The organism is Nocardia sp. NPDC051990 (assembly GCF_040680755.1).
Lineage (GTDB): Bacteria > Actinomycetota > Actinomycetes > Mycobacteriales > Mycobacteriaceae > Nocardia.
Genome location: NZ_JBFAXH010000006.1, coordinates 159,412 through 183,517, shown reverse-complemented (window position 1 = coordinate 183,517; position 24,106 = coordinate 159,412). Strand labels below are relative to the sequence as shown.

The following is a 24,106-nucleotide window of genomic DNA, read 5'->3' as shown; positions in this document are numbered from 1 at the left end:
ACCGAGGCCGGCGGGCTTTTGCTGAACCGGCAAGAAAGTTGGCGTTGTCGTGGACCACGCGCACATCATGCGAACAGGGTCGATGGACCGAGATACGCGATTTCGATGGGAGAGCGACGCATGAGCGAGGGCACCGCAACCGGCAATACCCAGGAGTTCTGGGAGGGGTTTTATCAGGATCGGGATCAGGTATGGACCGGGAATCCCAATCCATTGCTCGTGCGTGAGGCCGCGGGGCTCGAGCCGGGGACCGCATTGGACCTCGGATGTGGTGAGGGTGCGGATGCTGTTTGGCTTGCGGGGCGCGGCTGGCGGGTCACCGCGGTCGATGTATCCGTGACAGCGCTGCGGCGCGCGGCGGCGCATGCCGACGAGGCGGGCTTCGGGGAGCACATCACGTTTGCCGAACATGATCTGGCGCAATCGTTTCCGGAGGGGGTGTTCGATCTGGTTTCGGCGCAGTTCTTTCATTCGCCGGTGGCGCGGGAACAGGAGCGGGCGAAGGTGCTGCGGCGGGCGGCGGAGGCGGTGCAGCGCGGCGGGGTTTTGTTGATTGCGGGGCATGCGGGGTGGCCGTCATTCGTCGAACATCGGCATGACGTGCACTTTCCGACAATGGATGAAGTGCTAGCGGACCTGGCTCTCGGGGCGGACTGGAGCGTCGAGACCAAGGATGCGGTCGAGCGGGAAGTCACGTGGCCGGAGGGACAGGTGGGGCTGCGTACCGATACCGTATTGCGGATACGTCGAGTGCGATAGGCGCGGCCCCCAGGAACCTCACAGCTAGGGCCCAGCCAGGGTCCAGCGCGGTTGGCGAGGGTGGTCACCATGACCGAACCGACGACCGCCGCGCACCGGGCGGAAATGACCGAAACGGCGTTCACGCCCGTGCTGGACGTCGTGATCCCCGTCTACAACGAAGAGGCCGACCTGGGCGTATGCGTGCGGCGGCTGCGTGCCTACCTGCGCGACGGGTTCCCGTTCCCGGCGCGGATCACCGTTGCCGACAATGCGAGCACCGATGACACCATGCAGGTCGCGCAGCTGCTCGCGGACGAACTCGATGACGTGCGGGTGGTGCACCTCGACGCCAAAGGCCGCGGCCGCGCACTGCGTGCGGCATGGGAGCACTCCGACGCCCAGGTCGTCGCCTACATGGACGTGGATCTGTCCACCGACCTGAATGCATTGCTGCCCTTGGTGGCGCCACTGATCTCCGGCCACTCGGATCTGGCCATCGGCACCCGGCTCGACGCGGCATCGCGGGTGGTGCGCGGACCCAAGCGCGAACTCATCTCGCGCTGCTACAACCTGATCCTGAAAGCCTCACTGCAGGCCCGTTTTTCGGATGCGCAGTGCGGTTTCAAGGCAATGCGCACCGAGGTGGCGCGGCGGCTGCTGCCGCTGGTCGAGGACGGTGAATGGTTCTTCGATACCGAACTCCTGGTGCTCGCGGAGCACGCCGGGCTGCGCATCCACGAGGTGCCGGTCGACTGGATCGACGATCCGGACAGCCGGGTCGACATTGTCGATACCGCGCGCAAGGACCTGCTGGGCGTGTGGCGACTGCTGCGCGGACTGACGACCGGTGCGCTGGCTTTGGACGAGCTACACCGCTCGGTCGGACGTGAACCATTGGTGCCCGGCGTGCCACTGGGGATGGTCGGGCAGGTGGTGCGGTTCGCGATAGTCGGCGTTTTCTCCACACTCGCCTACATGCTGTTGTATCTGGTGTTGCAGCCCATGACCGGCTCGCAGGTCGCGAACTGCGCCGCGCTGCTGATCACCGCGATCGGCAATACCGCCGCCAACCGTGCCTTCACCTTCGGGGTGCGCGGGTCGAATGGCGTTGTGTCACACCAATTCCAAGGTCTGCTGATATTCGGCTTCGGCTTATTGGTCACCTGCGGCTCGTTGTTCGCCTTGCACCGATGGGCCCCCGACGCCGCGGTTCATCTGGAATTGTTCGTACTCGTGGTTGCCAATCTCATTGCCACGCTGATCCGATTCGTCGGCCTGCGCTGGGTCTTCCGGAATCCGACGGCCACCCGCACCCCGCTGGTCTGCGCGGGCGGACAGCAGTGACGGCCACGCTCACACCACCGTCGACAGAGGTACGGCCACAACCACGCCCCGTGCGCGAGATCGGTTGGGAATACCCGGCCTTGGCCGTCCTGCTGCTCGGCACCGGAATTGCCTACCTGTGCAACCTCAGTGCCAGCGGCTGGGCGAATTCCTTCTATTCCGCAGCGGTACAGGCGGGTTCGAAGTCCTGGGAGGCCTTCTTCTTCGGTTCCTCGGATGCGGGCAACTCGATCACCGTCGACAAGCCACCGGCCTCGCTGTGGTTGATGGAATTGTCGGTGCGGATGTTCGGGCTGAACTCCTGGAGCATTCTCGTTCCGGAGGTGCTGCTCGGCGTCGCCGCTGTGGCACTGGTGTGGGCAACGGTGCGCAGGCCCTTCGGCCCGGCGGCCGGACTCATCGCCGGACTGGTACTCGCGATGACTCCTGTTGCCGCGCTGATGTTCCGGTTCAACAACCCGGATGCACTGCTGGTATTCCTCATGATCGCGGCGATCTGGGCGATGACCAGGGCGGTCGAGGATGGGCGCACTCGCTGGCTGCTGCTCACCGGTGTCTGCATCGGATTCGGCTTCCTCACCAAGCAATTGCAGGTACTACTGGTGGTGCCCGCACTGGCGCTGACCTATTTGTTCGCCGGGCCGCCCGCACTCGTCAAGCGGATCGTGCAGTTGCTCGCGGCGGGCTTGTCGATGATCGCCGCGGCTGGCTGGTGGCTGGTCACGGTGGAACTTTGGCCCGCCTCGTCGCGGCCGTGGATCGGTGGGTCGCAACATAATTCGATCGTCGAACTCACCCTGGGCTACAACGGGCTCGGTCGATTGAACGGCAACGAACACGGCAGCGTCGCCCCCGGCGGCGGCGATATGCCGCGCGGCGGTGGCGGCGGCATGTGGGGCAGTACCGGAATCACCCGGATGTTCGAACCGGCACAGGGCGGTCAGATCGCCTGGCTGATCCCCGCGGCATTGGTCGCCTTGATGACCGGAATTCTGTTGCGTGGCAAGGCCGCACGCACCGATCGAGGGCGCGCGGCGCTGATCCTGTGGGGTGGCTGGCTGCTGGTGACCGGGCTGACTTTCAGCTTCATGGCAGGTATCTTCCACCAGTACTACACGGTGGCGCTGGCTCCCGCGGTCGCCGCGTTGGTCGGGATCGGCGCGGTTGCGCTGTGGCGGGATCGGCATCGGCTGTGGGTCCGGTTGTTCGCCGGGCTGGCCGTCGGACTGACCACCGCGACGGCGTGGATGCTGTTGTCGCGCAGCTCGAGCTTCGTGCCGTGGTTGCGCTGGGCGGTGTTGGTGGTCGGTGTGCTCGCGACCATCACGGTGCTGCTCCCCACGCCGCGCAAGCTGGCGCTGGTCGCGGCATTCGCGGCCGCATTCACCGGATCGGCCGGGCCCGTCGCGTATTCCGCGCAAACCATTTCGACCGGTCATGAGGGCGGGATCGTATCGGCCGGACCGAATGTCGGGAAATTCGGGATGTTCGGACCTCCCCCCGCGGGCGAGGGCGACTTCGGCGATCCCGTCGGCGGAATGCCCGGTGCGCGAAATGCCGACGGTCGCAATGGCGCCGGATCCCATGGCATGCGGGATAGACAACCCGGCGAAACCGATATGCAAGGCACCATCGAGGCCGGAGGCAGTCCGATGATGGGCGGGCCCACCGGTGGTCTGCTCGGCGCGAGCAGGCCGAGCGCGAAGGTTATCGCGATGTTGGAAAGCAATGGCTCCGAATACACCTGGGTCGCCGCAGCCATTGGCTCCAACAGTGCCGCCGGATTCCAGCTGGCCACCGAACTGCCGGTCATGCCGATCGGCGGCTTCAACGGCAGCGATCCGTCGCCGACGTTGGATCAGTTCGAACAGTATGTCGCCGATGGAAAGATCCACTACTTCATCGGCAATGGCAACCGCGGCGGTGCGGATGGCGGTGGCGGTTTCGGCCGCTCCGGCACCAGCAGCGAGATCCGCACGTGGGTGCAAGAGCACTTCACGGCAACCGAAGTAGACGGCATCACCCTCTACGACCTGACCGTCGCCCACTGATCCACACGCGATTCGCCCGGTGCGCTCGAGATCCCTTTACCTGCTTCCTCGAGATCCTCTTGATGTGGTATTCATTCGAAACCCTTTCGCGCACCGCGAACTCCGGGAATGATGGTCCAGCGCGGGACGACTCCGGCCGGGGTCGGCCATCAGGTCAAGCACCCACTCCGAACCATCAGGAAAATCGTGAGAAGCATTTCGAGATTCGCCCTAACCGTCATCGGCGCGCTCGTCGCCATCGCGCTCACCGTCGGCTTCGCCGCGACCGCATCGGCCACGCCGGGCGGATCGCCAGAGCCGACCGCACCGGTCCCGACCGAGCCGATCGCAGCCGCAGCCGGACCGACCCCGCGGGCCACCCCCATCGGCGGATGCCCCCTGCCGCCCGGCGACACCATCGAGGTCAGGACGCTGGTCGGTGGACTGCTCGGCGCGGCCATCGGCGGCATTGCGGGCCTGCCCATTTTCTTAGCCGGCGCGATTCCGGGATTGGTCATCGGCGGACTTCTCGGCGTCCTCATCGGTTCCACCTCCTACGCGGTCGATGAAGGACACCTCCAGCAGCAAGGCCTGTGCTAGTCACGAAAGCCATTGCCCGGCAACGTGTTAGCGTGCCGATATAAGCACGACTACCGATCGCTTCATCGATGTGGTTCCAGCATGTGTCACCGGCCAAGGCGCCGACCGAGGACTAGCGGCTCGACTCGGCGCGATGCGTCCCAGCGGCGTCAGGACCGTGGCCGTGCAATGCGGCGTGCAGTGTCGCCGCCCATTGCGACACGATCTGTTTGCGGCGCGCTGAGTCATCGGTCAGGACATCGGCCAGCCCGAGCCCGCGCGCCATATCGAGCGTGGCCTGAACGAGGTGATGGGCGACCGGATCACCGTCGTCCACCCCCAGCGCCTGCACCGCCCGCCGATGCGATATACGCCCGAATTTGGCCTCCAGCGGCACAATTCGCTCCCGCAGCGCCGGATCTGCCGCCGCATGCGTCCACACCTGCAGCGCCGCCTTGAACAGCGGGCCGGTGTAGGACTCGACCAGCCCGGCCACCACCGCCTCGGTCCGCTCGACCCCCTCGGCCAGCGCGGCCACCGCCTTCGCCTCGCCCGTGGCCTGCTGCGTGCGGCTGTCGAACATGTACTCGAGTGCGGCGGTGATCAGGTCTTCCCTGGTCGGGAAGTGATGCTGGGCCGCACCCCGCGATACCCCGGCCCGTTCCGCGACAACCGAGACCGTGGCGGCTGCCCAGCCCGTTTCGGCCAGGCAGTCGATGGTCGCCTCGAGCAGACGCTGCCGGGTGGCCCGGCTGCGGTCCTGCTTGGGTTCGTGGGAAGTCACCATTGGTTCACTCCGAACAGGCTCGCGGCCATGGCGGCTTCGGTCGTCGGCGTCGTCACGGCGCTATTCTGCCCAGGTCGGTGGACGGCGCTGCAAGAAGGCCAACATGCCCTCCTGTACCTCCGGGGTGCCGAAGAAGCTCGCGGAACGTTTCGCCAGTTCCTCGGCGGAGCTGTCGAATTCCGCCAGGATGCCCGCATTGACCAGTCGCTTGGCCTCGGCCAGGCCCTGCGGGGAGCCCTTACGCAGTTCAGCGCACAGCCGAGCCACCTCGGCCACCGGATCGGCGGCGGTGATGGTGACCAAGCCGATCTGCTCGGCGATATCCGCACCGAATTTCTCGCCGGTGAGGTAGTAGCGGCTGGCAGCGCGCGAGCTGAGCCGCGGCAGCAGGGTCAGCGAAATCATGAACGGCGCCAAGCCGATTCGCACCTCGGTGAGTGCGAAACTGCTGCCGGGACCGGCCACCACGATGTCACAGGCCGCGACGATGCCCATACCGCCGGCACGCACATTGCCATCGATCCGGGCCATGATCGGCTTGGGTGTTGCGACGAGCCGGCGCAGTACGCCGATCATCACGCGGGTACGCTCCTCGGCGGCCGTCGCCGGGTCGGTATTGCTGGCCTCGGACAGGTCCGCGCCCGCACAGAAGGTATTGCCGGTGTGCGCGAGCACAATACCGCGGACGGCGGGATCGGCCGCGGCATTGTCGAGGCCCTCGAGCAGCTCGGCGACCAACCGCGACGACAGTGCGTTGCGGTTGTGTGGCGAGTCGAGCGTGAGTGTCGCGAATCCATTGCTGACCTCGTAACGCACATATGGTGCGGTGGATATCTCGGTCATCGACCCTCCTATAGCGGCATCCGGCCCGATCCCTCGTCGCCCGATAACGGCGACGAGGCCGGGGTGTCAGTAGGACTTCGGCAAGCCCAGCGAGTACTGGGCGACGAAATTCAGGACCATCTCCCGGCTGACCGGCGCGATGCGGCCGATGCGGGCCGCGGCCAGCATCGCGGCCAGGCCGTACTCCTTGGTGAGTCCCGCGCCGCCGTGGGTCTGGATGGCCTGATCGAGTGCCTTGATACTGGCTTCCGCCGCAGCGTATTTGGCCATATTCGCGGCCTCGGCGGCAGCCATCTCATCGCCCGCGTCGTAGCAGGTCGCGGCCTTCTGCATCATCAGCTTGGCCAGCTCCACCTCGACCTTCACCGCGGCGAGCGGATGCGAAATGCCTTGGTGCGCACCGATCGGCGTCTTCCACACCGTGCGTTGCTTGGCGTATTCGACGGCACGGTCGATGGCGTAGCGCCCCATGCCGACGGCCATGGCCGCGCCCATGATGCGCTCCGGGTTGAGGCCCGCGAACAGCTGCATCAGCGCGGCATCTTCCTTGCCGACCAAGGCATCCGACGGCAGGCGCACGTCATCGAGGAACAGCGTGAACTGGTGGTCCGGCTCGATAATGTCCATCTCCTGCGGCGTCTTGATGAAGCCGGGGGCATCGGTGGGCACGATGAACAGCGCGGGCTTGAGCTTGCCGGTCTTGTGGTCCTCGGTGCGCGAGACGATGAGCACAGCCTCGGCCTGGTCCACGCCGGAGATGAAGATCTTGCGGCCGTTGAGGATCCAGTCGTCACCGTCGCGCCGCGCGGTCGTGGTGATCTGGTGCGAGTTCGAACCGGCGTCGGGTTCGGTAATGCCGAATACCATCTTGGCGGTGCCGTCGGAGAGTTTGGGCAGCCACTGCTGCTTCTGCTCATCGGTGCCGTATTTGGTGATGATGGTGCCGCAGATGGCCGGTGAGACCACCATCAGCAGCAGTCCCGCGCCTTGCGCGGACAGCTCCTCCATGACCAGCGCGAGCTCGTACATGCCCGCGCCACCGCCGCCGTACTCCTCCGGCAGATTCACGCCGAGAAAGCCGAGTTTGCCTGCCTCATCCCATAATTCGGTGAGCGGTTCGTTCTTGCGCGCCTTCGGCAGCACGTAATCGCGGAAGCTGTACTTCGCGGCGAGCGCGGCGACCGCCGCCCGTAGCGCCTTCTGCTCTTCGGTTTCGATGAAACTCATCAGTTCTCCTGGGATTCGGTGGGATCGACGACGGCGAGCACGGTGCCGACATCGACCTGTTGGCCGACGGTGACATTGAGGACGCTGAGCACGCCCGCGGCAGGCGCGGAGATGGTGTGCTCCATCTTCATGGCCTCCAGCCACAGAATCGGCTGCCCCTGTTCGACGGCGCTGCCGACCTCGGCGCGGATGCGAATCACGCTGCCCGGCATGGGCGCAAGTAGGGAACCGTGTGCGACCTGATCAGCCGGATCGCTGAAGCGCGGCAGTCTGCGCACCGACACCGGTCCGAGCGGGGAGTCCACGCAGACCAGCTCGCCGTAGCGGGCGATATCGAATTGCCTACGCACCGGTCCGCGTTCACCAGGAACCGCGAGGACCACGCGTTCAGGACCCGCTTGCACCAATTCCAGGCCATTGTGACCGTCCACCGCGACGCCGGTGCGGGTGAAGCGATAACCGATGTCATGTGTTCCGCTGGTGCGACTTTCGTACGACTTGCGCTGCGACTGCGACGGCAGATTCCGCCAGCCCGCGGGCAGCCCGCCGCCGACCCTGGCCGCCTTCCGATTCGCCGCGGCATCCGCGAGCGCGGCGGCGACGATGGACAGTGCCTCATCGCTTTCGGACACCAAAGGTGCCGAGAGCGAGTCCAATCCGTGCGTTTCGAAGAATGCGGTATCAGTGTCTCCGGCCAAGAATGCCGGGTGGCGCAGCACCCGCACCAGCAGATCGCGGTTGGTCACCAAACCGTGAATCTTGGTCCGCTGTAGGGCCGTTGCCAATAGCCGCGCCGCTTCGCCACGGGTCGCGGCATAAGAGATGACCTTCGCGAGCATCGGGTCGTAGTGCACACCGACAACCGAACCGTCCACCACACCGGTATCCAAGCGTATGCCCGGCCGATCGAGAACATCGAATTCGGTTACCGCCGAAGGGATATCGATCCGATGAACCGTCCCGCTCTGCGGCTGCCAATCGTGCGCCGGGTCCTCGGCATACAGCCGCACCTCGATCGAATGCCCACGCAGCGGCGGCGGACCGGCAGCCAATTCGGCGCCGGCCGCGACCTCCAGCTGAGTCCGCACCAGATCCAGTCCGGTGGTGCATTCGGTGACCGGATGTTCCACCTGCAGTCGGGTATTCATCTCCAGGAAGAAGAACTCGCCTGCCTCGTCGGCGAGGAATTCCACGGTCCCGGCACCGGTGTAGCCGATCGCACCGGCCGCCAGCCTGGCCGCCACGAACAGCCGCTCGCGCATGCTCTGTCCATCGGCCATGCGCGCGGCCCCTGCGTGGTCACGCTCCGCTACCGCCTCCGGGCCTGACGCACGCATGGCGTGTCCATCGGCCATGCGCGCGGCCCCTGCGTGGTCACGCTCCGCTACCGCCTCCGGGCCTGACGCACGCATGGCGTGTCCATCGGCCATGCGCGGGGCCCCTGCGGGCGCGCGCATGGCGTCGACCCGTTCGACCAGCGGTGACGGCGCCTCCTCGATCACCTTCTGGTGGCGGCGCTGAATGGAGCATTCCCGCTCGCCCACCGCCCAGATGGTGCCATGGGTATCGGCCATGACCTGGACCTCGATATGTCTGCCGGTCTCCAGGTACCGCTCGCAGAACACCGTCGGATCGCCGAATGCCGATTCGGCCTCCCGGCGCGCGGCGGCGATCTGGGGTTCCAGGTCGGCGAGTTCGCGCACCACGCGCATACCGCGCCCACCACCACCGGCGGATGCCTTGATCAGCACCGGCAGCTGTGCCGCGGTGACCTCAGCGGGATCGAGTTCGGCGAGCACCGGGACTCCGGCCGCATCCATCATCTTCTTGGCCGCGACCTTCGAACCCATCTGCTCGATGGCCTCGACCGGCGGGCCGACCCACACCAGTCCGGCCGCCAGCACCGCCCGTGCGAATTCCGCATTTTCGGAAAGGAATCCGTAACCGGGATGAATGGCGTCAGCACCGGTGGCCAGGGCCGCCTCGATGATCAGCTCGCCACGCAGATACGTCTGCGCCGGAGTATTGCCCGGAAGGCGCACCGCCGCATCGGCTTCGGCGACATGCGGTGCCGCGGCATCCGCATCGGAGTAGACCGCGACCGTGCCGATACCCATGCGACGGCAGGTGGCGAATACCCGACGGGCGATCTCACCCCGATTGGCAACCAGAACAGTAGTGAAGGTCATGAAAGCCTCACATCCGGAAGACGCCGAAGCCATCGGCGCCCTTGACTGGGGCATTGTGAATGGCCGACAACGCCATTCCCAATACCGTGCGGGTATCACGGGGATCGATCACGCCGTCGTCGTACAACCGCCCCGACATGAACATGGGCAGCGATTCGGCCTCGATCTGCGCCTCCACCATGGCGCGCATTCCGGCGTCGGCCTCCTCGTCGAACGGCAGGCCCCTGGCCTCCGCCGCCGCCCGGCCCACGATCGAGATCACCCCGGCCAGCTGGGCACCGCCCATGACAGCGGATTTCGCACTGGGCCAAGCGAAGACGAAGCGCGGGTCATAGGCGCGACCGCACATGCCGTAATGGCCCGCGCCGTAGGACGCGCCCATCAGCAGCGAAATATGGGGCACCTTCGAGTTGGATACCGCGTTGATCATCATCGCGCCGTGCTTGATGATGCCCTTCTGTTCGAACTCCTTGCCGACCATGTAGCCGGTGGTGTTGTGCAGGAACAGCAGTGGCGTATTCGACTGGTTCGCCAGCTGGATGAACTGGGTCGCCTTCTGCGATTCCTCCGAGAACAGCACACCCCGCGCATTGGCGAGAATCCCGACCGGATAACCATGCAGCTGCGCCCAGCCGGTAACCAGACTACTGCCGTAGAGCGGTTTGAATTCGTCGAAATCGGAACCGTCGACCACGCGCGCGATCACCTCGCGCGGATCGAACGGAATCTTCAGATCCGACGGGACGATGCCTAGCAGATCTTCCTGGTCGTAAAGCGGCTCGGTGACCTCAGCGCGCGGTGCCGGACCCTGCTTCTTCCAGTTCAGCCGCTTGATAATGGAGCGACCGATGCGGATCGCATCCTGCTCATCGACCGCCAGGTAATCGGCCAGACCCGAGACGCGCGCGTGCATATCCGCGCCGCCGAGCGATTCGTCATCGGATTCCTCACCGGTCGCCATCTTGACCAGCGGCGGTCCGCCGAGGAATACCTTGGAGCGCTCCTTGATCATCACCGTGTAATCGGACATGCCCGGTACATATGCGCCACCCGCGGTGGAATTGCCGAAAACCAAAGCGATGGTTGGGATTCCGGCTGCCGATGCCCTGGTGAGATCGCGGAACATTCGTCCGCCGGGGACGAAGACTTCCTTCTGCGTCGGCAGATCGGCGCCGCCGGATTCGACGAGTCCGATTACCGGCAGCCGGTTCTGCATGACGATGTCGTTCATGCGCAGGTTCTTGCGCAACGTCCACGGATTCGAGGTGCCGCCACGCACCGTGGGATCCGGTGCGACGATCATGCATTCGACGCCTTCGACGATGCCGATACCGCACACCACGCTCGCACCGACGTGGAAGTCGCTGCCCCACGCGGCAAGTGGGCACAGCTCCAGGAATGGCGAATCCTCGTCGACGAGCAGTTCGATGCGCTCGCGCGCGGTCAACTTGCCACGCTTGCGATGCCGGGCCAGCTTATCCGGGCCTCCACCCGCGATGGCCTTGGCGAATTCGGCCTCCACCTCGGCGAGTTTGCTGGTCATGGCCTCGACCGCGGCTGCGTACTCCGGCGACGCGGTATCGAGAGTAGTGCGAAGTGTCGTCAAGACTGGTACCCCAATCGTTTCGCCGCCAGTCCGGTCAGGATTTCCGTGGTGCCACCGCCGATGCCGAGAATGCGGATATCGCGATACTGCCGCTCGACCTCGGATTCGCGCATATAACCGAGCCCGCCGAACAGCTGCACGGCCTGATTGGCCACCCATTCGCCCGCCTCCACGGCGGTGTTCTTGGCGAAGCACACCTCGGCGATCAAATCGGTTTCGCCTTCGGCGCTGCGTTGCGCCACATTTCGGGTATAGACGCGGGCCACATCGATGCGGCGGGCCATTTCGGTCACCGTGTTCTGCACGGCCTGCCTGCTGATCAGTGGGCGGCCGAAGGTCTGTCGGTTGCGCACCCATTCCAGGGTCAGGTCCAGGCAGCGCTGAGCCTGCGAATACGCCTGCACCGCAAGGCCGACCCGCTCGCTGACGAACGCACCGGCGATCTGATAGAAGCCGGAATTCTCCGGGCCGACCAGATTCTCCACCGGCACCCGCACATCCACATAGGACAGTTCGGCGGTATCGGAGGCCAGCCAACCCATCTTGTCGAGCTTGCGGCTGACCGTGAAGCCCGGCGTGCCCTTCTCCACCACAAGCAGCGAAATCCCGCCGGAGCCCGGACTACCAGTGCGCACGGCGGTCACCACGAAATCGGCGCGCACACCCGAGGTGATGTAGGTCTTGGCGCCATTGACGATGTAATGGTCGCCATCACGACGCGCGGTGGTGGTGAGGTGGCCGACATCAGAGCCGCCACCCGGTTCGGTAATGGCGAGTGAGCCGATCTTCTCCCCGGCCAGAGTCGGGCGGGCGAAGCGCTCGATCAGATCTTCATTGCCCGAGGCGATAATGTGCGGCACCGCGATACCGCAGGTGAACAGCGAGGCGAACAGGCCGCCGGAACAACCGGCCTGATGCATCTCCTCGCAGACGATCATGGCGTCGATACCATCACCGCCGGAACCGCCCGCGGATTCGGGGAATTGGATGCCGAGCAGGCCGAGCGCTCCGGCCTTCTTGTGCAGTTCACGCGGGATCTCGCCGTCACGCTCCCAGTCATCGAGGTACGGGAGCACGTCGCGCTCGGCGAAACCCCTTACGGTGGCGCGCAATTCGCGCCTTTCCGGCGTATTCCACGGACTCACAGCAACTCCACTGGGATATCAACATGACGCGAGCGCAGCCATTCGCCGAGCCCCTTGGCCTGCGGATCGAAGCGGGCCTGATAGGCCACACCCTGCCCGAGCAGCCCCTCGATAATGAAGTTCACGGCACGCAGATTCGGCAGCACATGCCGGGTTACCGTCAGCGCCGCGGCCTCGGGCAGCAGTTCCTCGAGGCGCTGCACCGTCAGGGTATGCGCCAGCCAGCGCCATTGCTCATCGGTGCGCACCCACACCCCGATATTGGCATTGCCCCCCTTGTCGCCGCTGCGGGCCAGCGCGATCGTGCCCAGTGGCACTCGGCGAGTTTCGTTGGCGGGCAATGGCTCCGGCAGTTCCGGTTCGGCCACCTCCGCCAATTCCAGCGTGTCCGACGCGGGTGCGATATCGACGCGCGTGCCCTGCGGCAGCACCGCAGCATGCGGCACCTCGGCGGCATCGACGAATCCGGGTGTGTACACGCCGTACGGCGAACCATTGCCGGGCAGGCCGGTGAAGTTGGCACCTGGATAGCTGGCCAAGGCCAGCTCGACCGCGACATTGGCGAAGGCGCGGCCGACCTTGTTCGGATCCGGATCGCGAACCACGCAGCGCAGCAAAGCGCTTGCCTGCTCCTCGGTTTCGGCATCCGGCCGGTCGAGTCGTGCCAGGGTCCAGGTCAGCTCCGCGGGCCGCACGGGCAGCCAGGACTCCAGCTGTCGTTGTGCCAGTGCGGCTTTCGCCTCGATATCGAGTCCGGTGAGCACGAACTCCATCTCATTGCGGAAACCGCCCAGGGTATTGAGCGACACCTTGAGCTGCGGCGGCGGCGCTTCGCCGGTCACACCGCTGATCAGCACCCGATCGGGACCTTCCGGACTCAGCTCGATGCTGTCCAGCCGCGTGGTCACATCCGGCCCCGCATAGCGCGCACCCTGGATTTCGTACATCAGCTGTGCCGCAACGGTATCCACCGTGACCGCACCGCCGGTGCCCGAATGCTTCGTAATGACACTGCTGCCGTCTCTGCGCACTTCGGCGATGGGGAAGCCGGGCCGTCCCAGATCGGCCAGCTCGGTGAAGAACGCGAAGTTACCGCCGGTGGCCTGCGTACTGCACTCGATCACATGCCCGGCCACGACCGCACCGGCCAGCTGATCATAATCGGTTCGCCCCCAACCGAAATGGGCGGCGGCCGGGCCGACGATCACCGAGGCATCGGTGACCCGACCCGTGACCACGATATCCGCACCGGCATTCAAACATTCGACGATGCCCCAGGCACCGAGATAAGCATTGGCGGTCAGCGGCGCCCCGAGGCCGAGTTCGCCCGCCCGGCTCAGCAAGTCGTCACCCTCGACATGCGCGACCTTGGCATCGAGCCCGAGGTCCGCCGCAACCTTGCGCAGCTTCTCCGCGAGCCCGGCCGGGTTGAGTCCGCCCGCATTGGTGACGATCTGAACATTGCGTTCCAGCGCCAACCCGAGGCAGTCCTCGATCTGGCGGACGAAGGTCTTGGCATAGCCGAGGCTGGGGTCCTTCATCCGGTCGCGACCGAGGATCAGCATGGTCAACTCGGCGAGATAGTCCCCGGTGAGCACATCGAGCTGCCCACCCTCGAGCATCTCCCGCATGGCGCTGAGCCGATCACCGTAGAACCCGGAACAGTTGCCGATCCGGATCAGCTCCGGATCGGCGGCCAGCATACTCATCAGCTGGAAGGCCCTCCTGTGCGGCGAACCGTCCCGATGCCGCCGCATGCGCCATCGGTGGAGTCCGCGTTCCGAGGTCCAGCATCACACCCGATCCAGAAAAAAGCAAGCACGCGTGATTGTTAATTGGCCAGTGCGCGCGAGGCAGAATGACTGGATGTCGTCCGTCATCCTGTTCGCGCTGGCCGGGTTCCTCCTGGGCGGTGCCTACTCCACCTGGAAGACCGCCCGCCCACTTGCCATCACCCTCGTGGTGCTCGCCGTACTCGCCGCCGCGGGTGCGGTCGTCTGGTTGATGTAGGACCTCACCACCCACACAACCACCACGGAGCGAGTCTTACGAGCGAGGAGTTCGCGGCCCGTCTCGCGTCCGCGCCGTAGGCGCGGCCATCGAACACAGCCGAGTCGTCGAAGCGCATGCGACGAAGTCGCGAGTCTCGACGGCGCCGCTAGCGACTGCTTGCAGGTCGCTCGAAAGGGTCAGTCGCGAGACACCAGGGGGCCGCGAACACGCAGCGCCGAAGGCGCGGCAAATTAGACACAGCGGAAGATCCGCAGATCCTCTGGCACGCCATTCAGCGGCGCGGCGAAGAAACCGCGCCGATACGGCCTGATCGAGAACCCGAGTTCCGTGAGCGTCTCCGGCCCGAGTGACTGCAATGACGCATCCGAAAGCATGGTGTTGCCATTGCCCCCGGCTTCCATCACCCGAGCGGCGATCGTCACGTCGACACCGAGCCAGTCGCCGCCGATCTCGCGCGGTGTGCCGGTGTGCAGACCGATCCGCATCTGCGGGCGATAACCGTGCACATCGACATCGGCAAGATTCCGTTTGGCCTGCACCGCGGCGCGCAGCGCACCATCGGCCGAGGTGAACACGGCCATCACACCGTCGCCCATGCGTTTGACCACCTGACCGCCGCCATCGGCGATCGGCGGTTCGATGGCCTTGGCAACCCCACGCAACAATTCGAGGGTCGCCTCATCGCCCGCTGAAAGTGACCAACTGGAGAACGCCACCAGGTCGGTGAACATCACAGTTATTTCTTCGCTATCGCGACCGCCGCCGACACGCTCCAATATGGCCTGCCAGACCTGCAGTGCACCGAACCCGATTTCGCGCGCCGCGCTCGGCGTATCGCCGACCAGCTTATCCGCCGCGCGCGCCACCGCACGGGCGCCGCCGGGACCCGAAACCGAAAGCGGGTCACCGAAAGACGGGTCACCCGGCAGTTGTTCGCGTGCCTTCCGCAACGCACCGATGATGTCGGGCCGCTGGCTCGCGGCATTCATCAGTGCGGAGAACTGGCCACGTCGAATTCCCGAACCGCGACGAGCGGATCTGTCCTCGTCGCCCGTCCCCGGCTCAGCACCGCGGGAAGGTGTTTCGGTCACGCCCCGAGCGTATCTGAGCCAACCAACCGTCGGCGGGTTACTTATTGCCGCCACCTGCACCCCCTCGATCAGATTGAGCGGGCACTGCATCGGGTCCGCCAATGGGTAACTCACTGGTTGCTGTCCCCGAGGGTAGTCAGCGCTGATTTCGGATGGAAGCCGAGCCGGTCATAGTTTCCGGGATGTTCACTTGCCGCCCGGATTGTCCCCATACATACACCGGCCCGGTGTGGAAGGGGATTCACACACCGGGCCGATGTCACATCGTCCGCCGGGCAGTGGCAGACGATGCGCGGGGTGCTCGGACCTCCCGACAAGGTCGGCACCCATCACCCGAGTGGCGAGGGAGGGCAACTCGGGCGGTATCCATCATGCGTCGCGTTGGTTGACCATAACCAGCGCGGCGCCGAAGACAATCGCGACAAAAGCCGTGAAGTAAAGCAGGCTCCCCCACGGTCCCCAGTGCCAGTTCGCCGGCGATTGGGTGGCGCTGTAGAAGTGGCTCGCGTTCGCGAAAGGCAGGAATGGTTGCACATTGCGCCCGAAACTGCCGAATGCGCCGAGCAGCGGCTCGATCAGCAGCGGCCAGAGCACGATCAGCGAAATCGCCGCGGCCGACTGCCGGACCAGCACCCCGATGCCGACCGCGAGGATCACGCCGAGCAGGGCATAAATCGGAATGCCGTAGATCTCGCGCCAGGCATCACCGCCGGAGAGCGTCAGGTTTTTGCCCGCATCGCCGCCGACTACCTTGGCGATCGCGAAAGCGGCGAAGGCCAGCACGGTGGTGAGCACCGCGCCGTATACGCCGACCAGCCCCGCCTTGGTGGCGATCACCTTGGCGCGATGCGGCGTCGCCTGGAAGGTGGTCCGGATGATGCCGAAGCGGTATTCGCTGGTCACGGACAAAGTGGCCATGATCATCAGGACCATTACACCGAATCCGCTGATCCCGCCGACCGCCGTGGCGACGGTCAGGTCGAGCACATTCTCCTGGCCCGATGACGAGCGGGCCACCACCGCGAAGAGCGCGGCCAGGCCGAGGGCGAGCGCAATCACGATCGCCGAGCACCACCATGGCGACCTGGTCGAGGTGAGTTTGATACGTTCCGCTGCCAGCACGCCCATCAGATCGCACCTCCCATCACCTGTTCGAGGCCTTCGCCGTGGTACTGCACCGCGCCGCCGGTCATCCGCATGAAGGCTTCCTCCAGCGAGGCCCGCTGCGGTGCCAGCTCGAACAGGGTGATGTCGTTCGCGCCGGCCAGCTTGCCGACCGCGTCACTGGTCACCCCGGCCACGACCAAGGCGGCGCCGTCCTGGCCCGCACCGTCCTCGCGGACGGTCATGCCATTGGAGGTGAGCAGGCTGCGCAGCTGTTCGAGCTGCGGACTGCGCACGCGCACCGACTGTTCCGAGGCGCGCTCGATGAATTCCTGTGTGGTCGAATCGGAAATCAGCTGACCGCGTCCGATGACGACCAAATGCTCTGCGGTCTGGGCCATTTCGGAAAGCAGATGGCTGGAGACCAGCACGGTCCGCCCCTCGGCCGCGAGCCGCTGCATGAAGCGACGGATCCAGAGGATGCCCTCGGGGTCCAAGCCGTTCACCGGCTCGTCGAACAGCAGCACCGGCGGATCGCCGAGCAGCGCCCCTGCCAGACCCAGCCGCTGCGACATACCGAGGGAGAAGCCACCGGCGCTCTTACCCGCCACCTCGGACAGGCCGACCAGCCGCAACACCTCGTCCACGCGGGCGGAGGCGATGCCATTGGAGGCGGCCATCCATTGCAGATGCGCGCGGGCCGAACGGTTCGGATGCACCCATTTGGCATCCAGCAGCGCACCGACGGCCCGTAGCGGATGATCGAGCTGGTGATAGGGCTTGCCCTGGATCAATGCGGTGCCCGCGGTGGGCTTGTCCAGGCCGAGGATCATCCGCATGGTGGTCGATTTACCGGCGCCGTTCGGCCCAAGAAACCCAGTCACCTGTCCGGGTCGAACAGTGAAAGAGAGATCTTGAACCGCGACGGTCTGCCCATAATGTTTGGTCAGGCCTCTCAGCTCGATCATGGTGACCAGCTTTCCTCATCGCGCGGCCACGCGCGTCATTAAAATGGTGCCTAGTTCAATCATCCTCGAGGATGACGAAGGATCCCCTCATCCCCGAGCCTCATCAGGGAATTACCCTGACCGCCGTTAACGAGCCGAGGCTCCGGTCGGCCCGCCACATACTAGCCGCTGGACATGAGCGGCGACTGTGGTCCGCAAACGGTCGTCCCGTTGACAAATTGCCGGGTCTACTCGTCCTCGTCATTGCGGTCATCGGCGGGCCAACACACCGCGCCGACAAGCAGGGGTACATGCGGCCGTACGAGTATGCGCGGCTTCCGACGCTCGCTTCACGCACCTGACCTGCTGACACCGCCGAGCTCCGCGTTAGCGTCGGACCAAGGGTGCCCCTGACTCAGCGAGCCGGTGAGGAGGCATGCGCCCAGAAGCGCTTGGGAATGCGGCCCGCGCGGCGGGCGAGGTGGCCGGCGTCGACCGCCGAGCGCATGGCCGCTGCCATGAGTGCGGGGTGCTGAGCGCGGGTGACGGCGGTGGCGAGCAATACGGCCGAGCAGCCGAGTTCCATGGCCAGCACAGCATCGCTTGCGGTGCCGATGCCCGCGTCGAGGATCACCGGTACGCCGGCACCGGCCACGATCATTTCGATATTGTGTGGATTGCCGATGCCGAGTCCGGTGCCGATCGGGGCGCCGAGTGGCATGACGGCGGCACAGCCCGCATCCTCCAGTCGGCGGGCCAGGATCGGGTCGTCGGTGGTGTACGGCAGTACGACGAATCCGGCGTCGACCAATTGTTCTGCCGCGGTGAGCAATTCGATCGGGTCCGGGAGCAGGGTGCGCTCGTCGGCGATCACCTCGAGTTTGACCCAGTTGGTGTCGAGTGCCTCCGCGGCCAATTGCGCGGTGAGCACCGCCTCGGCGGCGGTGCGGCAGCCAGCGGTATTGGGCAGCGGCATGATCTCGAGGCGTTTGAGCAGGTCGAGCACGCCGGTGCCGCCGACGGCATCGACCCGGCGCATGGCGACCGTGGTCAGCTCGGTGCCGGAGGCGACCAGCGCCTCCTCCAGCACGGCGAGATTCTCGGCGCCACCGGTGCCCATGATCAGGCGGGAACCGAACCGCTTGCCCGCAATCTCCAATGCCTCGGGGGTGTCCAGTGCGTCAGCCACCCTGAACCGCCGTCAGCACTTCGATCTCCCAGCCGCGGCCGACCGGCTCGTCCCAGCGGGACTTCGGGAAAACCGCACCGTCCACCGCGAGCGCGACCCCCTGGCACGGCAACCCGAGACGATCGAGAAGTTCGCGCACCGTGAGGGATCGGTCGAATTCGTGGTCCTGCCCGTTCACAGTGACACCGATGGGGACCGAGGTCATCGAACTCCTCCTACAGATATGGCGATCGACGGCGGGTGCACCGTCGAAAAACGTTGGGTGTCGGCGGCCTTCGCAGCCTCGAGCGGTGCGCCGTCGAGCAGGCTCAGCACCGCGTCGACGGTGAGCGCAACCGCGAGCATGCCATTGCGGCCGTGGCCGGTGGCCGCCACGATCCGATCGGTGAGCCGTCCGATCAAGGGCAGGTTGTCGGGGGTGCCCGGCCTGGATCCGGCACTGGCCTCGGCCAATTCGTATTCGCCGATACCGGGCAGCACCGCCTCGGCGTCGGCGATCAGGTCGCGGACTCCGGCGACGGTCACTGTCGTGTCGTAGCCCGCCTCGTATTGTGTTGCGCCGACGACGATTCCGTCCGCACGCGGCACCAGGTAGACCTGCCTGCCGTGCACCCGCGCGCGAATCACGCGCAGCGGCGGCGGTGTCGCACCTGGACGATGACGCAAGCGCAGGATCTCACCCTTCACCGGGCGGACCGGGAGTCCGGGCCACAGTCGCGACGATGCCGCGCCGGCGGCGAGCACGATCTGGTCGTGCGGCAGCGCGTGCACCGCTTCGACCGTTTCCGCGCGCACCTCGACTCCGGCTGTGCTGCAAGCCTTTTGGAGGGCATCGAGCAGTTTCCGATTATCGATGGCGGGTTCGGCGGTGGCGCGCAGACCGGCGCGCACGGTGCGTGCCAGCTCGGGTTCCAGCGCGCGCACCCCCGCTCGGTCGAGCATCTCGAGCTCATGGCCACGCGCACCCACCCATTCGGCCACCGTGCGCAGGTCGGCGGCGTCCGCGCCATCCAGCGCGACGGTCAGGGTTTCTTCGGCGACGAACACCGACACACCGGTCGTCGATTCGAGTCGCGCGGCGAATTCGGGCCAGCGGGCCAGCGAAGCCGCGCCGAACTCCAGAACCAGATCCTCCCCCGGCCAGCCCTCGGACAGTGGTGCGAGCATCCCCCCGGCAACCCAGGAAGCGCCGGATCCGACGGCGGGATCGAATACGGTAACCGACCAGCCCGCCTCGGCCGCCCGCCAGGCGGTGGCCAGTCCGATGGCGCCGCCACCAACGACCGCCAGAGTCCGCATTTGGTCCACCTGCCTCACTATTCGCATCCCCACCGTAGCGCGACTACGGTCGAGCACGTGCAACCCTCCCACCTGTCCCGGTCCCTATCGCCCAGGGAGCGTTTGGCTACTGCTCGGCTGTATCTGTGCACGGACGCGCGCAGGGAGCGGGGCGATCTGGCCAAGTTCGCCGAGGCCGCACTCGCGGGCGGTGTCGACATCATTCAGCTCAGGGATAAGGGTTCACCCGGTGAGGAAAAGTTCGGCCCGCTCGAGGCCAAGGCCGAGATCGGCGCGCTCGCCGAATTGAAGGCCGCGGCCCGCAGGCACGGCGCACTGGTCGCGGTGAACGACCGCGCCGATATCGCGCTCGCCGCCAGCGCCGATGTGCTGCATCTCGGACAGAACGATCTGCCGCCGTGGTACGCGCGGCGCATTCTCGGACCCGAGGTGGTGATCGGGCGCTCCACCAGCAGCCGCGCGCAGGCCGGGCTCGCGGCGATCGACGAGCACATCGACTACTTCTGCACCGGGCCGGTCTGGGCGACGCCGACCAAGCCGGGACGTCAGGCGGCCGGCCTGGATCTGGTGCGTTCCACCGCCGACGCCCATCCGATCCGGCCGTGGTTCGCGATCGGCGGCATCGATGCCGAGCGGCTACCCGAAGTGCTGGCGGCGGGAGCGGAACGCGTTGTCGTGGTGCGCGCGATTACCGAGGCGCGTGATCCGGAGGCGGCGGCACGGCAGCTCAAGGCAGCGCTGCTGGAGAACGCGCACCGCGGCTGAGAGTCCCAGCGCCCGTTCAATGCTCGACTCGGCTGCCCTTCAGGACAGCAACTGAACACGGGTGAACGACAAGATCGAATCGGCCGCTGCGGTCTCCGAATTCGCATCGGGCGCGGCATTCGTCGCATCCATTTGCACGTCGACGATGCGGGCGTAGGCACCGGGTCCGTCGGGATCCGCGTGCAACCAGACGAAGCCCCGATCGGCGAGGTCGACGGTGCGGGGCAGCGCAGCCGCCACCATATCGGTTTCATCCACAGCTATTTCGTCGAGACAGACACATGCGGGAGCCGCGCGCAGCCTAGGCCAGGAGGCGGCGAAGCCGGGGTGTAGCGGATGACTGTCGACCTCGTCCTCGGGAACCCAGGCCAGTGCACTGCTCTCCCGATTGCGACTCGTCGGCAGCGTCATCACGGCGTCGGCCACCACGGTGGTGTATGTCCAGCCGCTCACTGCCGTCGTGGTGACTCGCTCGCCGCGCACCCGAACATCGGCGGGATCGATGCCCGCTTCCTCCCATGCCTCGCGGACCGCCGCGTGCACCGGGGTCTCATGGCTGTCGCGGGCGCCGCCGGGCAGCGCCCAGGTACCGCCCTGATGACTCCACGGCGCGCGGTGCTGCAATAACACCGCCGAACCGCCGCCCGCGAGCGGGGCGCGCAGCAGCAGTCCGGCGGCGCCGAAGCGGCCCCAATGCCGCAATCCGTCCGGACCGTGTGACCAACCGTCACCGTCACCACGCATCTGGTTACCATCCTCATCCAGCCGTAGCGAAGGTATTCCACACGCCACGGCGCCGGTAAGACCACAATAAGCTCCCAGCAGGAGCACCAACGTGCGCACCAACCGGGGAGGTGGAGATGGCAGCGCTCGAGTCGACGACGGCCCCGCGGCCGCCGTCGGTCACGGCCGATGGCGGGCCCGAGCGGGTGGACGTGCCGCGCGAGGCGGGGTTACGAGCCCATTTGGACCCGGCCAACCTACGATCCTTCGCACTGTCGACCCCGGGCCGGCTCATTGCCATCGGCCTGCTGCTCATCGGCGTGTGCCTGGCCGCGGGCATGATGACCGCCGCGACGGTGAGCGATCGCCAACAGGCACTCGACATCCTGCTCGACAACACCGAGCCGGACGCGAACTCGTCCCATCACCTCTACACCTCGCTGTCCATCGCCGACGCCGCAGCGAGTACCGCATTCATCGCCGGCGGCCTGGAACCGGAGGCCGTGCGCGATCGCTACAGCCAGGCGCTCGGCGAGGCTTCCGCGGAATTGGTGACGCAAACGGGTCATGTGGGCAGCGACGACGGTCCCGATGCCCGACTGCGCGCCGGCATCGCCACCGGCCTGCCGGTCTACTCTGGTCTGGTCGAAACCGCCCGCGCGAACAATCGCAACGGGTACCCGGTCGGCGCCGCGTATTTGAGCGAGGCATCGAATCAGATGCAGACCGTCCTGCTGCCGATGGCCGCACAGCTGCAGAGCCATCGATCCGATGCCGTCAGCGCGGCGCAGCGGCATCACGTACAGCCGCCGTGGGGCCCGATCGGCTTGCTGATCCTGGCGCTGGGCGCGCTGGTCTGGGCGCAGTTCGATCTGTCGAAACGCTGGCACCGCGTGCTCAACCCGGGACTGCTGCTCGCCTCGGCCGCGATGCTGATCCTCTTGGCCTGGACGGTTACCGCCGGATCCGTCTCGGCCACGGAAATGATCGCCGGCCGCGACCACGGCGCGGTACCGAGCTCCCGTTTGACCGAAAGCCGCATCCTGACCCAGCAGGCCCGTGCGGCGGAGACCCTGAAGTTGGTGCGCCGCGACGCCACCGGCGACTACGACCGGACCTACGAGTCGAGTGTCACCCGGCTCAACGAACTACTCAGCGGCTATCCCTCGGATGCGCCGGCGTCCGAGGAGATCACCCAGGCTCGTGCGGCACTCACCCGTTGGCGAGCGGCCCATCAGCGCATGAACGATTCTCTCGCGCGCGGCGACTTCGTCGGGGCGGCGACGGTGACGACCGGGCCGGGCGCGGCGGATGCCGCGGCACAGGTGGACTCGCTGGACCGCGCCCTGGGAGTGGGTTTGGACGCGACGCGCAAAACGTTGCGCGACAACATCTCCGGTGCGACTCGAGCACTGGACTTCCTGGCACCGGGCGCGATGGTGCTGGGGATACTCGCCGCGGGCTATGTCGGCCTCGGTATCTGGCCGCGACTTCGGGAGTACCGATGAACCGTGTGCGCGGGCTGCTCGCCGCGCTCGCCGCAATCACCCTGCTCGCCGGGTGCGCCGCGGGCGCGGACACGATCGAAGCCAAGACCGCCAAATACACCGAACCACCGCTGCCCGCCAAGGCCGTTTCGATTCCGACCGACGCGCCGATTCCACCGGTACGTGACGAGCACTGCGGCGATCCGACCGCGAGCCTGCGGCCCACCGGGGCGGGTGCGGCCGCCCGCGGACCGACCATCGATGCGATTCGCGCCCGCGGTCGGCTGGTGGTCGGCTTGGATACCGGAAGCAACCTCTTCAGCTTCCGGGATCCGGTCAGCGGCACGATTGTCGGTTTCGATGCCGATATCGCCAGGGAGGTCGCCCGCGATCTGCTCGGCAGCCCGGACCAGATCGAGTACCGCAGTCTCGGATCGGCGGAGCGTGAGTCCGCGCTGCAGGATCATGTCGTCGATATCGTCGCAAAAACGATGACGGTCAATTGTGAACGGCGACAGAAGGTCAGCTTCTCCACCGTCTATCTCCACGCGAATCAGCGCGTGCTGGCCGTGAAGAACTCCGGCATCCGAAGTCTGGCCGATTTGGCGGGTAAGCGGGTGTGCATCGTATCCGGCACCACCTCGTTGGACCACATGCGCCGCGAACAGCCTGCCGCGACCATCCTCACCGTGCCCACCTGGGCCGACTGTTTGGTGGTACTGCAGCAGCGTCAAGTCGACGCGATCAGCACCGACGACGCCATCCTCGCGGGTCTCGCCACGCAGGACTCCTCGTACACCGAGTTGGTCGGCCCCAGCATCAGCATCGAGCCCTACGGCATCGGAATACCCAAGGGCAAGGACGATCTCGTCCGCTTCGTCAACGGCACGCTGGAGCGTATCCGCAACGACGGCACCTGGGTCCGGCTGTACCAGCAATACCTGATCGCTCTTGGGCCGGTCCCCACCCCGCCCGCTCCGACCTATCAGGACTGACG

22 protein-coding genes are annotated in these 24,106 nt (G+C 66.3%); 8 read left to right on the top strand and 14 right to left on the bottom strand.

Translation table 11 applies throughout. The features are described 5' to 3' along the window. The first annotated feature begins 120 nt into the window (after positions 1-120). From AB0L63_RS14400 to AB0L63_RS14385, 4 genes are all read left to right on the top strand, one after another. A complete protein-coding gene (locus AB0L63_RS14400) occupies positions 121-759 on the top strand; it encodes a class I SAM-dependent methyltransferase (protein WP_364499680.1) in 639 nt (212 codons plus the stop codon). Positions 760-828: 69 nt separating this feature from the next. Beyond that, positions 829-2,085 carry a bifunctional glycosyltransferase family 2/GtrA family protein gene (locus AB0L63_RS14395; RefSeq protein WP_364499677.1) on the top strand — a complete coding sequence of 419 codons (1,257 nt, stop codon included), beginning with the start codon at positions 829-831 and terminating at the stop codon, positions 2,083-2,085. 50 nt (positions 2,086-2,135) lie between these two features. Further along, positions 2,136-4,136 (top strand): glycosyltransferase family 39 protein, encoded by a 2,001-nt coding sequence (locus tag AB0L63_RS14390; protein WP_364499674.1) that lies wholly within the window; start codon positions 2,136-2,138, stop codon positions 4,134-4,136. A gap of 186 nt (positions 4,137-4,322) precedes the next feature. Continuing rightward, positions 4,323-4,715 (top strand): hypothetical protein, encoded by a 393-nt coding sequence (locus tag AB0L63_RS14385; protein WP_364499671.1) that lies wholly within the window; start codon positions 4,323-4,325, stop codon positions 4,713-4,715. A gap of 112 nt (positions 4,716-4,827) precedes the next feature. Here the strand turns inward: AB0L63_RS14385 and AB0L63_RS14380 are convergent, their stop codons facing one another. The 7 genes from AB0L63_RS14380 to AB0L63_RS14350 form a co-directional block, all read right to left on the bottom strand. Continuing rightward, positions 4,828-5,481: a TetR/AcrR family transcriptional regulator gene (locus AB0L63_RS14380; RefSeq protein WP_364499669.1), complete on the bottom strand. Its 654-nt coding sequence runs from the start codon at positions 5,479-5,481 to the stop codon at positions 4,828-4,830. A 60-nt stretch (positions 5,482-5,541) separates the two neighbouring features. After that, complete coding sequence (locus tag AB0L63_RS14375) at positions 5,542-6,324, bottom strand: enoyl-CoA hydratase family protein (protein ID WP_364499666.1); 783 nt, start codon at positions 6,322-6,324, stop codon at positions 5,542-5,544. A 66-nt stretch (positions 6,325-6,390) separates the two neighbouring features. Further along, positions 6,391-7,551, bottom strand: a complete 1,161-nt coding sequence (locus tag AB0L63_RS14370) for an acyl-CoA dehydrogenase family protein (protein ID WP_364499664.1) — start codon at positions 7,549-7,551, stop codon at positions 6,391-6,393. Then, positions 7,551-9,740: a biotin carboxylase N-terminal domain-containing protein gene (locus AB0L63_RS14365; RefSeq protein WP_364499661.1), complete on the bottom strand. Its 2,190-nt coding sequence runs from the start codon at positions 9,738-9,740 to the stop codon at positions 7,551-7,553. The genes AB0L63_RS14370 and AB0L63_RS14365 overlap by 1 nt, the downstream gene beginning before the upstream one ends. Before the next feature lie 7 nt (positions 9,741-9,747). After that, positions 9,748-11,346, bottom strand: coding sequence for a carboxyl transferase domain-containing protein (locus AB0L63_RS14360; RefSeq protein ID WP_364499658.1), 1,599 nt, complete (start codon positions 11,344-11,346; stop codon positions 9,748-9,750). Then, positions 11,343-12,491 carry an acyl-CoA dehydrogenase family protein gene (locus AB0L63_RS14355; RefSeq protein WP_364499655.1) on the bottom strand — a complete coding sequence of 383 codons (1,149 nt, stop codon included), beginning with the start codon at positions 12,489-12,491 and terminating at the stop codon, positions 11,343-11,345. The genes AB0L63_RS14360 and AB0L63_RS14355 overlap by 4 nt, the downstream gene beginning before the upstream one ends. After that, on the bottom strand, positions 12,488-14,200 hold the full coding sequence (locus tag AB0L63_RS14350) for an acyclic terpene utilization AtuA family protein (protein ID WP_364499652.1): 1,713 nt from the start codon (positions 14,198-14,200) through the stop codon (positions 12,488-12,490). Before AB0L63_RS14350 ends, AB0L63_RS14355 begins: the two co-directional genes overlap by 4 nt. Positions 14,201-14,357: 157 nt before the next feature. Here AB0L63_RS14350 and AB0L63_RS14345 point away from each other — a divergent pair, with 157 nt between their 5' ends. Further along, positions 14,358-14,501 carry a hypothetical protein gene (locus AB0L63_RS14345; protein WP_364499649.1) on the top strand — a complete coding sequence of 48 codons (144 nt, stop codon included), beginning with the start codon at positions 14,358-14,360 and terminating at the stop codon, positions 14,499-14,501. A gap of 233 nt (positions 14,502-14,734) precedes the next feature. Here the strand turns inward: AB0L63_RS14345 and AB0L63_RS14340 are convergent, their stop codons facing one another. The 6 genes from AB0L63_RS14340 to thiO form a co-directional block, all read right to left on the bottom strand. Then, entirely contained in the window at positions 14,735-15,493 is a 759-nt protein-coding gene (locus AB0L63_RS14340; protein WP_364500226.1) for an adenylate/guanylate cyclase domain-containing protein, read from the bottom strand. A 471-nt stretch (positions 15,494-15,964) separates the two neighbouring features. After that, a complete protein-coding gene (locus AB0L63_RS14335; RefSeq protein ID WP_364499646.1) occupies positions 15,965-16,723 on the bottom strand; it encodes an ABC transporter permease in 759 nt (252 codons plus the stop codon). Continuing rightward, positions 16,723-17,667 (bottom strand): ATP-binding cassette domain-containing protein, encoded by a 945-nt coding sequence (locus AB0L63_RS14330; protein ID WP_364499644.1) that lies wholly within the window; start codon positions 17,665-17,667, stop codon positions 16,723-16,725. The genes AB0L63_RS14335 and AB0L63_RS14330 overlap by 1 nt, the downstream gene beginning before the upstream one ends. A gap of 394 nt (positions 17,668-18,061) precedes the next feature. Continuing rightward, positions 18,062-18,823: a thiazole synthase gene (locus AB0L63_RS14325; protein ID WP_364500223.1), complete on the bottom strand. Its 762-nt coding sequence runs from the start codon at positions 18,821-18,823 to the stop codon at positions 18,062-18,064. Positions 18,824-18,827: 4 nt separating this feature from the next. Beyond that, positions 18,828-19,040, bottom strand: coding sequence for a sulfur carrier protein ThiS (gene thiS, locus AB0L63_RS14320; protein WP_364499641.1), 213 nt, complete (start codon positions 19,038-19,040; stop codon positions 18,828-18,830). Further along, complete coding sequence (thiO, locus tag AB0L63_RS14315; protein ID WP_364499639.1) at positions 19,037-20,134, bottom strand: glycine oxidase ThiO; 1,098 nt, start codon at positions 20,132-20,134, stop codon at positions 19,037-19,039. The genes thiS and thiO overlap by 4 nt, the downstream gene beginning before the upstream one ends. Before the next feature lie 57 nt (positions 20,135-20,191). Here thiO and thiE point away from each other — a divergent pair, with 57 nt between their 5' ends. Further along, a complete protein-coding gene (thiE, locus tag AB0L63_RS14310; protein ID WP_364499636.1) occupies positions 20,192-20,899 on the top strand; it encodes a thiamine phosphate synthase in 708 nt (235 codons plus the stop codon). 39 nt (positions 20,900-20,938) lie between these two features. On the opposite strand, the gene AB0L63_RS14305 is transcribed toward thiE, so the two are convergent. Continuing rightward, positions 20,939-21,643, bottom strand: coding sequence for an NUDIX hydrolase (locus AB0L63_RS14305; RefSeq protein ID WP_364499633.1), 705 nt, complete (start codon positions 21,641-21,643; stop codon positions 20,939-20,941). 116 nt (positions 21,644-21,759) lie between these two features. Between AB0L63_RS14305 and AB0L63_RS14300 the strand changes: the two genes are divergently transcribed. Both AB0L63_RS14300 and AB0L63_RS14295 read left to right on the top strand, forming a co-directional pair. Continuing rightward, positions 21,760-23,130: a hypothetical protein gene (locus tag AB0L63_RS14300; RefSeq protein WP_364499630.1), complete on the top strand. Its 1,371-nt coding sequence runs from the start codon at positions 21,760-21,762 to the stop codon at positions 23,128-23,130. Further along, positions 23,127-24,104 carry a glutamate ABC transporter substrate-binding protein gene (locus tag AB0L63_RS14295; protein ID WP_364499627.1) on the top strand — a complete coding sequence of 326 codons (978 nt, stop codon included), beginning with the start codon at positions 23,127-23,129 and terminating at the stop codon, positions 24,102-24,104. Before AB0L63_RS14300 ends, AB0L63_RS14295 begins: the two co-directional genes overlap by 4 nt. The last annotated feature ends 2 nt before the right edge of the window (positions 24,105-24,106 follow it).